Origin of the sequence: Thioalkalivibrio sp. (genome assembly GCF_041685615.1) — a bacterium.
Taxonomy (GTDB): domain Bacteria; phylum Pseudomonadota; class Gammaproteobacteria; order Ectothiorhodospirales; family Ectothiorhodospiraceae; genus Thioalkalivibrio.
Genome location: NZ_JAWLFK010000065.1, coordinates 1 through 8,499, shown reverse-complemented (window position 1 = coordinate 8,499; position 8,499 = coordinate 1). Strand labels below are relative to the sequence as shown.

Annotated in this window: 14 protein-coding genes; 6 read left to right on the top strand and 8 right to left on the bottom strand. The window is 65.1% G+C overall.

The genetic code is table 11. The features are described from left to right. Positions 1-158: 158 nt before the first annotated feature. From ACESLR_RS10805 to ACESLR_RS10790, 4 genes are all read right to left on the bottom strand, one after another. Complete coding sequence (locus ACESLR_RS10805; RefSeq protein ID WP_018865520.1) at positions 159-413, bottom strand: Txe/YoeB family addiction module toxin; 255 nt, start codon at positions 411-413, stop codon at positions 159-161. After that, positions 410-661: a type II toxin-antitoxin system Phd/YefM family antitoxin gene (locus ACESLR_RS10800; protein ID WP_373025978.1), complete on the bottom strand. Its 252-nt coding sequence runs from the start codon at positions 659-661 to the stop codon at positions 410-412. The genes ACESLR_RS10805 and ACESLR_RS10800 overlap by 4 nt, the downstream gene beginning before the upstream one ends. 228 nt (positions 662-889) lie before the next feature. Next, the gene (locus ACESLR_RS10795; protein WP_373067343.1) at positions 890-1,429 is read right to left on the bottom strand and encodes a protein disulfide oxidoreductase; all 540 of its coding nucleotides are present in this window, start codon (positions 1,427-1,429) and stop codon (positions 890-892) included. Beyond that, positions 1,426-1,857 carry a hypothetical protein gene (locus tag ACESLR_RS10790; RefSeq protein WP_373025980.1) on the bottom strand — a complete coding sequence of 144 codons (432 nt, stop codon included), beginning with the start codon at positions 1,855-1,857 and terminating at the stop codon, positions 1,426-1,428. The genes ACESLR_RS10795 and ACESLR_RS10790 overlap by 4 nt, the downstream gene beginning before the upstream one ends. A gap of 137 nt (positions 1,858-1,994) precedes the next feature. Here ACESLR_RS10790 and nadA point away from each other — a divergent pair, with 137 nt between their 5' ends. The 3 genes from nadA to ACESLR_RS10775 all read left to right on the top strand — a co-directional run bounded on the left by nadA (position 1,995) and on the right by ACESLR_RS10775 (position 3,750). Next, positions 1,995-3,077, top strand: a complete 1,083-nt coding sequence (nadA, locus tag ACESLR_RS10785; protein WP_373025982.1) for a quinolinate synthase NadA — start codon at positions 1,995-1,997, stop codon at positions 3,075-3,077. Between the two features lie 154 nt (positions 3,078-3,231). Further along, on the top strand, positions 3,232-3,456 hold the full coding sequence (locus tag ACESLR_RS10780) for a DUF433 domain-containing protein (protein ID WP_373025983.1): 225 nt from the start codon (positions 3,232-3,234) through the stop codon (positions 3,454-3,456). Next, the gene (locus ACESLR_RS10775) at positions 3,457-3,750 is read left to right on the top strand and encodes a DUF5615 family PIN-like protein (protein WP_373025985.1); all 294 of its coding nucleotides are present in this window, start codon (positions 3,457-3,459) and stop codon (positions 3,748-3,750) included. 80 nt (positions 3,751-3,830) lie between these two features. Here the strand turns inward: ACESLR_RS10775 and ACESLR_RS10770 are convergent, their stop codons facing one another. Further along, positions 3,831-4,037, bottom strand: a complete 207-nt coding sequence (locus ACESLR_RS10770) for a hypothetical protein (protein WP_373025986.1) — start codon at positions 4,035-4,037, stop codon at positions 3,831-3,833. An 86-nt stretch (positions 4,038-4,123) separates the two neighbouring features. Here ACESLR_RS10770 and ACESLR_RS10765 point away from each other — a divergent pair, with 86 nt between their 5' ends. Continuing rightward, positions 4,124-4,480: a precorrin-3B synthase gene (locus ACESLR_RS10765; protein WP_373025987.1), complete on the top strand. Its 357-nt coding sequence runs from the start codon at positions 4,124-4,126 to the stop codon at positions 4,478-4,480. A 224-nt stretch (positions 4,481-4,704) separates the two neighbouring features. On the opposite strand, the gene ACESLR_RS10760 is transcribed toward ACESLR_RS10765, so the two are convergent. After that, positions 4,705-5,235 (bottom strand): hypothetical protein, encoded by a 531-nt coding sequence (locus ACESLR_RS10760; RefSeq protein WP_373025989.1) that lies wholly within the window; start codon positions 5,233-5,235, stop codon positions 4,705-4,707. 169 nt (positions 5,236-5,404) lie between these two features. After that, entirely contained in the window at positions 5,405-5,986 is a 582-nt protein-coding gene (locus ACESLR_RS10755; RefSeq protein WP_373025990.1) for a thioredoxin family protein, read from the bottom strand. A gap of 115 nt (positions 5,987-6,101) precedes the next feature. On the opposite strand from ACESLR_RS10755, the gene ACESLR_RS10750 reads away from it, so the two are divergent. Continuing rightward, positions 6,102-6,842, top strand: a complete 741-nt coding sequence (locus ACESLR_RS10750) for a ferredoxin--NADP reductase (RefSeq protein WP_373025992.1) — start codon at positions 6,102-6,104, stop codon at positions 6,840-6,842. Between the two features lie 130 nt (positions 6,843-6,972). On the opposite strand, the gene ACESLR_RS10745 is transcribed toward ACESLR_RS10750, so the two are convergent. Further along, a complete protein-coding gene (locus ACESLR_RS10745) occupies positions 6,973-7,743 on the bottom strand; it encodes an alpha/beta hydrolase family protein (RefSeq protein WP_373025993.1) in 771 nt (256 codons plus the stop codon). 447 nt (positions 7,744-8,190) lie between these two features. Here ACESLR_RS10745 and ACESLR_RS10740 point away from each other — a divergent pair, with 447 nt between their 5' ends. Then, positions 8,191-8,391: a YdcH family protein gene (locus ACESLR_RS10740; RefSeq protein ID WP_373025994.1), complete on the top strand. Its 201-nt coding sequence runs from the start codon at positions 8,191-8,193 to the stop codon at positions 8,389-8,391. The last annotated feature ends 108 nt before the right edge of the window (positions 8,392-8,499 follow it).

The window sequence follows — 8,499 nt, the reverse complement described above, 5'->3', positions numbered from 1 at the left end:
CTGGACGATTAGTCGCTTCCTTCGCCCGAGGGCGATGCGTTTCGCTGCGCTCAACGCATCCTGCGGCGTTCGGGTAATGATTGAGCGTAGGGGGTGCTGAGCGAAGCGAACTGCACCGTTCGCTTGGTTGCGAACGGTGGCGCGCCCGATGGTTCCGGTCAGTAGTGGTAGCGGAGCTGCGCAATCAGCAGGGTGCCGTCGTCCACCTTGTAGACGATGCGGTGTTCGCTATCGATTCGGCGGGACCAGTAGCCGGCAAGGTTGTGCTTGAGGGGTTCGGGTTTCCCGATGCCCGTGAACGGGTCGCGCTGGATGGCCTTGATTAGCTCGTTCACGCGGCGAAGTGTTTTCTTGTCGTGTCGTTGCCAGTAGAGATAGTCCTCCCAGGCAAGTTCAGCAAAGAGCAGCCTCACTCCTCCAGGCTCCGTTCCTTGCCTCCCCCCTGTTCCAGTTCGGCGACCGATGCCAGCAGGCGTCGAGCATTCTCTGGCGCCCGAAGCAGGTAGGCCGTTTCCTGCAGGGCCTCAAAGTCTTCCAGTGACATCATGACCACGGAGGGCGCCTTGTTGCGGGTGATGATGATCGTGGAGTGATCCTCGCAGACCTTTTCCATCGTCTTGGCCAGATTGCTCCGGGCCGCGGTGTAGCTAATGGCGTCCATGGGGCTCCTGTACAACTCTGTACATGTACGGAAAACTGTACGCCCTGGTGTTCGCCGGTGCAAGTGGGCGGGCCGTCGTTGCGGGAGCTTTGTCGGGGACAGGTGGTTACCATCCGGGGCGTGGCGGGTCACTGATGCGTTTCGCTTCGCTCAACAGCATCCTACGCAGGGCTTGCTGGACGTAGGGTGCACTGAGCGAAGCGAACTTCACCGGGTCGGGCGGTGCCGCTACAGCCAGCGGGCGAGCCAGAGGCGCAGGCGGAGTTCGAGCGGGGGGGCGTAGCCCTGCTTGCGGAAGACGATCTCGCCGTCGGGGTTGATGATGAAGGTGGCCGGGACGCCGCGCACGTTGTAGCGCGCGGCCAGGGCGCCGTCCGGATCGTTGATCACGGCCAGTTCCCGCTCGCGCTCGTTCAGGTGGTCGAGCACCTCTTCTTCCACGCCGGACTGCATGGCGACTGTCAGCACCGGGTGGCTTTGCGACAGGCGCACGATCTCGCCTTCCTCCAGGCGGCAGATCGGGCACCAGGTGGCCCAGAAGTGCAGCAGCATGGGTTCATCCGCGTAATCCGCCAGTGTCACGGGCGTGCCGTCCAGCAGCTGGGCCTCGAACTCGGGGGCCGGGCCCTCGACCATGTCGCGCGCCATCCAGGCGCGCACGGCCAGGAAGATCACCAAGGCCAGGCCGATCTGGATGCCCCAGCCGAGCGCACGGCGGCGCCGGGAGGGTTTGGGGCGTTTCGGTTTTTCTGGCTGTTTTTCGGTCAACGAATCATCTCGGCCTGCCCGGGGCGGGCGCGGGTGCCCCGCTTCTTGGGGCCCTTGCGCACGGCGATGCGTACCAGTTCGTCCTCGTCGTCCACCAGGCGTTCCCGCTGTGCGTCGGTGAGCAGCGGATTGCGCGCGACGAAGTAGCGCAGGTTGGGGTCGCGATCGTTTACGCAGGCCTCCACCTGTTCCGGTGTCAGGTCCGGACGCTTGGCACAGTTCAGGCGCACGGTCTGGTTGGGGTCGGCCAGCAGCAGGGCGATCTCTTCGGGTGTCAGGTCCATACGGCGGGAGAAGTAGGCCTTCACCTGGGCGTGCTGGTCGCGTACCAGCAGCGGCCGCCAATGGCCCTCCAGGTCCACGGACAGGGCCAGGTCCATGCGCTCTTCAAATGACAGCGCCTTGTATTGGCGGGCAAGCGTCTCCATCGGGCGGGCATTATAGGCAGGGTGGTCGGGTTCCGGGTGTACGCCCCCACAATCTGCAGGAACGACACCAAGCGAAAGCCTGTCGTACCATAAGCAGACTGTAATTTTCTCCGACCGCGTCGGGGAGCGAGGAACGCATGAATGCACCGGTAGCCGACAAGCCGCTTTATCACGTCCCGACCACGGCACACGTGACAGCCTCGCTGCACGCTTTGAGTGAGGCTCAGCGCGACGAACTGGTGCGCCGCATCAAGCGGTTGCTGATCGAGCGCAACGCGGTACTGGTCGCGCATTACTACGTGGATGAATCCCTGCAGCGTCTGGCGGACGAGACGGGTGGCTGTGTGTCCGACTCCCTGGAGATGGCACGCTTCGGCAAGGAGCACCCGGCCGAGACGCTGGTGGTGGCCGGTGTGCGCTTCATGGGCGAGACCGCCAAGATCCTGAGCCCGGAGAAGCGCGTCCTGATGCCGACGCTGGAGGCCGAGTGCTCGCTGGATCTGGGCTGTCCGGCGGACGAGTTCGCGAAATTCCGCGCGCAGTATCCGGATCACACGGTTGTTGTGTACTCGAACACGTCGGTGGACGTGAAGGCGCAGGCCGATTACGTCGTCACGTCCAGCATCGCCGTGCCGCTGGTCGAGCACCTGCGTGATCAGGGCAAGAAGGTCCTCTGGGCCCCGGACAAGCACCTGGGCGACTACATTCGCCGCACCACCGGCGCTGACATGGTGCTGTGGGACGGTTCCTGCGTGGTCCATGACGAGTTCCGGTCCTGGGCGCTGGAAGAACTGCTCGGCCGCCATCCCGGCGCCGCCGTGCTGGTGCATCCGGAGTCCCCGCGCGAGGTGATCCATCAGGCGGATGTGGTGGGGTCGACCAGCCAGCTGATCGCGGCGGTGAAGGATCGCCCGGAGCAGGAATTCATCGTGGCGACGGACAAGGGCATCTTCTACAAGATGCAGCAGGCCGCGCCGGACAAGAAGCTGATCGAGGCCCCGACGGGTGGCCACAGCGCAACCTGCACCAGTTGCGCGCACTGCCCGTGGATGGCGATGAACGATCTGGTCTCGCTGGCCGAGACCCTGGAAGACACCGCCGAACCGGCAAAGAACGAGATCTTCGTCGACGAGAGCGCGCGCCAGAAGGCTCTGGTCGCCACCCAGCGCATGCTCGACTTCGCCACCGAACACCGCAAGGCCACCGCAGGCGACGCCTGATGCAGCGTCCCTGTAGGAGTCTGCGTGCAGACGACTGCATGTTGCCCGCACCGGGCGCGGCAACATGCATTCGCGGACCTGCTTGCTCCAGCAGTGGTCCGATAACGATACACTCCGCTGATACATTCTCTGGTCGTCTGCGCAGGAGGCCATCATGAGCGAGATGCAACGCATCACCTTTGATCCGGAAATCTGTGGTGGCCGCCCTTGCATCCGCGGTACCCGGATGCGAGTGAGGGATGTCCTTGACCTGCTTGCTGCAGGGGCCTCGCGGGATGAGATTCTGGAGGACTACCCCTATCTGACGGGCGAAGACATTACCGAGGCTTTGCGGTTTGCCGCGCGCCAAACGGATCATCCTGTTCTTCACGTTGCCTGAATGCGCTTCCTGGTTGATCAGGGTGTTGCAGCCGAACATGTTGCGGATGTCGGACTGCTTGAGACTTCCGATAAAGAAATCTGGGCGGAAGCTCTCCGCACGCGGGCTGTCATCGTAACCAAGGATGAGGATTTCGCTGTGTGGCGCTCTGCGGATTCGGGGGACTATCCGGCCGTCGTCTGGCTTCGAATCGGCAATACCCGGAAAGCGGCCTTGCTTGAATGGTTCAAGCCGCTTCTACCTCGCGTGTTGCAGGCTCTGGAGCACGGCGAATCGTTGATTGAAGTCGACTGACCGAGATTTCCCTCGGTGAGCGGCGCCCGACATCCCGTCTCTGTAAGGAGCCTGCAAGCAGGCTCCTTGTGTCTTGCGGTTCACCGGTCGTTCAGCCAGGCGGCCCATTGGGAGTGGGTGGAGACGTCCACGCCGTCGGTCTTGGCGGCCTGCTGCAGGTGGGTCTGCAGGTCGGCCATCAGTTCGGAATCCATCAGCTCGGGCTCCAGGGTCAGCTGGGCATGCAGCGTGCTGTAAACGAGCTTCAGTTCATTCACCGGATAATGCGACCAGTCGAGGTGGGCCATGGTGTCCGTTCTCCGTTGTGTTCATGTGCGTTATAGCCTGACGCCATTGGATCGCGCCATACAAAAGGACCCGTGCGGGGGTGGAGATGTTTAAGCGTCGCGCGCGGTTGCTGGTGGCGGCCGAGCGTCCCGATGGACGTGCCGCGCGCGTGGCCGAGTTGGCGGGCGCGGCCGAGTTTGAGGACTGGATCGAGGTGTGCCCCGCCCGCGCCATGGCGGAGATCACGCAGGAGGACCTGGACTGGGCGGATTTACTGGTTGCCGTCGACGCGGCGGCCGCGCGGGGCATGCCGGCCGTGCGGCCCGCCACCTGTCGCCCGAAATACTGGCGACTGCCCGGCGAGACCGGCGCGGACTTCGATCTGCAGACGCTGGAGGCGCTTCGCTGCATGGTGGGCGGCATGCGCATGCTGGCGCGCATGGACGCCGAAGATGACGCCTGACGTCGCGGTTCTGTCCGTCCCGCCCAGTGTACTCGCAGCCGGCGGCGATCGCAGCGCCGCTTCCACCGCCGTAACGGAAACCGCCTCGCGGCGTTATCCCGGATCTCGCTCGCCGGGCAGGCCCTGAACGCTGAAGAACCCGGACTTCCGCGTTGCTTCGCCCGGGATGACCGGGGGATGGCGTCGAGGGACGCGGTTAGTGAAAACGGCCGGGTACGGAAGCGTTATTCCGGTTGGTAGGGCGCCGGCGCACGGGCGTGGAGCTGGGCCAGGTGGTCCTCGTAGAGCGCCCAGACGCGCGGGGCGATGGCGCCGCGCGAGCCGGGGTAGGTCAGGCGGTCGGGGTTGAAGCTGACCAGGCGCTCGATCTCGGTGCAGCGCAGTTCCTCGTTGATCACGTTGAAGATCAGGATCTGTGTGCCCTGGTCGGCGATGGGCAGCAGCGCGCCGATGATGCCGGTGTCGTTCAGCCCGGGTTCGCCGCGGGCATCGCCAAGCTCCGCGGGCGGACGGACCAGCGTGCCCAGCAACTCCTGGTAAGCTTGATCGCAGGCGTAGCAGATCTCGGGTGCGCGCAGTCCCTGTACCCGTGCACAGGCCTGCTGCACCGTGGTGTCGGGCAGGGCCATGCGTTCCGGAGGGAGTGCAATGCGGTTGCGCTCGCCGTTCGGCAGCAGGCGTGGCACGGACTCCTGGCAGGAGGGACAGCGCCAGGTGGCGACCCGCGGCCCGTCGATTACGTTGCTGGGGGGCATGCGACGACCATCGTTCGGGGTGTCGGGTCAGTATACGGCGGGCGATTGCGCTTGCCCTGGCGGTCCAATAGACGCGCGCAGGGCATTGGCGCGCAGGCCGGCGCCCACAAGGACGGTTCCGACGAGACCGGTCCCTGGGCGAGCCCACTTCTCAAGCGGCGTATCCGGATCAGGCGAAGTAGTCCGGTTCGTTGCCGGGGCGCCACTTGATGTTGCAGCCCAGGCTCGGATGCTGCGGCTCGGGCGCCGGCCGGCCGGCGAGCAGGGCGTCGCTGGCCGCGCGGAGGTCACGGCCGGTCACCGGGGTGTCGGAACCCGGACGCGTCTCGTCGAACTGGCCGCGGTAGAACAGCTTGCGGTCGCCATCGAACAGGTACAGGTCCGGGGTGCAGGCGGCGTGGTAGGCCCGGGCGACGGACTGGTCCTCGTCCAGGCAGTAGGGGAAGCTGTAGCCGAAGCGCCGGGCATCATCCTTCATCTTGTCCGGCGCGTCGTCCGGTACGGCCTGGATGTCGTTGGAGTTGATGGCGATCACCGCGATGCCCTTGTTCGAATATTCGCGGCCGTAGCGGGCGAATTCGTGACGGATCAGCTGCACGAACGGGCAGTGATTGCAGATGAAGGCAATCATGTAGCCTTTCGCGTCGGGGAAGCTGTCGAGGCTGATGGTCTCGCCGGAGACGACGTCCGGCAGGGAGAAGTTCGGTGCCTCGGTGCCGAGTTCGATCATCTGCGAAGGGGTGCGGGCCATGACTGCTCCAGTAGTCGGATTTGCGACAATTATACGGCGTTGGCCGGGGATGCTTGAAACCTTCCGGTCGCGCCACCACTCTTTCGAATAATACCTGAGCAATGGAGTAGGGAATATGGGCTGGGTGACCGGTGTCGTACAGGAGCGCAAGCAGTGGACGGACCGCCTGTTCTCGCTGCGCGTGGATGCCGAGGTCGAACCGTTCAAGGCGGGCCAGTTCAACCGCCTGCGCCTGGAGATTGACGGGGAGATGGTCGGCCGGCCTTATTCCTACGTGAACGCCCCGGACGAACACCCGCTGGATTTCTACCTGATCACCGTGCCGGATGGTCCGCTATCCAATCGACTGGTGCAGCTGGAGCCGGGCGATACGGTGGAGTTGATGCCGCGTGCGACGGGCTTTTTTACCCTCGACGAGCTGCCGGACAGCCGTGACCTCTGGCTGCTCTCCACCGGCACCGCACTGGGGCCGTTCCTGTCCATCCTGAAGACCGACACCCCCTGGGAGCGCTTCGAGAACATCCGGCTGCTCCACGCGGTCCGTCAGGCGGAGGAGTTGACCTATCAGGAAACGATCCGGCAGTTCCAGGAACGTGACCCGAAGCAGTTCCAGTACATTCCGTTCGTCAGCCGCGAGCCGTTCCCGGGCGGGCTCGAAGGCCGCGTACCGGCCGCGATCGCCGAGGGCCGCCTGGAGCATCACGCGGACCTGAAGATCACGCCGGAGCACTCCCAGGTAATGCTGTGCGGCAACCCGGCCATGGTGCAGGACACCACCGCCATCCTGAAGGAGCGCGGGCTGGCGAAGAACCGCCGGCGCAAGCCGGGGCAGATCACGACGGAGAACTACTGGTAGGGCGCCTTCAACCGAGGAGGCATCCGCGGTTCTGGAGTTGTAGGAGCCGAGCCCTCTCGGCGATGGGGATGCGGGATAGGCCCGATCGGCCAGAGGCTGGCCTCCTACAGTATTGTGGCGGTGTTGGCGGTCAATCCAGCAGGTTTGCCGACCAGGCGCGAACCAGGCCGGCGACATAGCGGGTGTGTTCGGGGCGCGAGAGCAGATGGTCGGTCTGGTGCAGGGCGACGAAGCTCTTGGGGTGATGGGCCTGCTGGAAGATCTTGCGGGCGTGATCGACGCTGACCACGGTGTCGCCCGGTGCGTGCAGCAGGAGGAGCGGCTGCTTCAGGGTCTCCAGGGCTTGGTCCAGTGTCGGTTCCTCGATCGACTCGATGAAGGCGCGACCGATCTCCACCGGTCGCCCCCCGATACCGATGCGTGCGCAACCCTCGCGCCGGATCTTGTCGGCCGTGTCGCCGAACAGGTGCGCGACATGCCCGGGCCGGCTGGGGGCCGCGATGGTCACGATACCGTCGAGCGACTCGCGTTGCGCGCCGACATAAATCGCCATGGCACCGCCGAAGCTATGGCCGATCAGCAGATTGGTATGCCGCCCGGTATGCGTCTCGAGGGCCTCGATGGCGGAGTGGAGGTCTTCGCAATAGGTCTCCAGCGTGCTGTCGCGGAATTCGCCCTCGGAGTCCCCCAGCCCCATGAAGTCGAACCGCAGCGTGGCAATGCCCTCCGCGGCGAGTGCGCGCGCCAGCCGCACCGTGGCCGGGAAGTCCTTGGAGCAGGCGAAGCAGTGCGCTATGCAGGCCTGGCCGCGGACGGCCTCCGCCTCGGGCGCGACCATCACGCCGCCGAGCCGGGTGCCGCGCGGGGTCTGGATAGTAAGCGACGTGTTGTGAACGGCCATCGGGTAGGCTCCGGTTTTCAGGGAAACCCTGATTAATGAACGCGCTCGCGCTCGAGTCGCTTTTGCGGGCGAACATGGCGGGGCGAGGGCCGGGCCGTGCAGTCACTCTGCACCCGGTAGCCGCAACGCCGTGCGCGCGTGCGCTTTCGTCACCATCAGGCGGCCGCCCCCCCCGCCTTCGACCGTTTGTGGGGGGAGGGGGGCCCAGGTTCCCCGATCCTGTGTTACGCCGCTTGCGGATAGAACCCCTACCCGCTGCACGACGCGTCTAGTCTCGAAAATCTGCGGTGCCAACGCGAGTGCGTACGTGAATCAGTGTTTCCCTCGAGGGCTGGCTATGGTCCCGCCGGGGACGGTCTGCGATCATACGGGTTTGATGATCCGAATGGCCACGCGGGGCGTTTCCCGGTTCAAGGCCACCACTACATGGGACCACTGGGGGCCGGCTTGGACACCGAGAGTCAGATTCGCGCACGCCTGGCCGAGCTGGAGGCTGAGCATCGGGCACTGGATTCGGCCATTGGCGTGATGCACGAGCAGGCCGCGCCGGACATCTTCGCCATCCAGCGCCTGAAGAAGCGCAAGCTTCAGCTCAAGGACGCCATCCAGCGCTTGCGCAGCCGCCTGATCCCCGACCTCAACGCCTGAACCGTCTTGATTCACCACGAAGTTGGCGCCCCGTCCGGGGACGACGCGCTGTCGCGCAGGAAACAGGGGGCGTGGATAATGATCGCACGCGCGGGGCAGGAGGCCGTT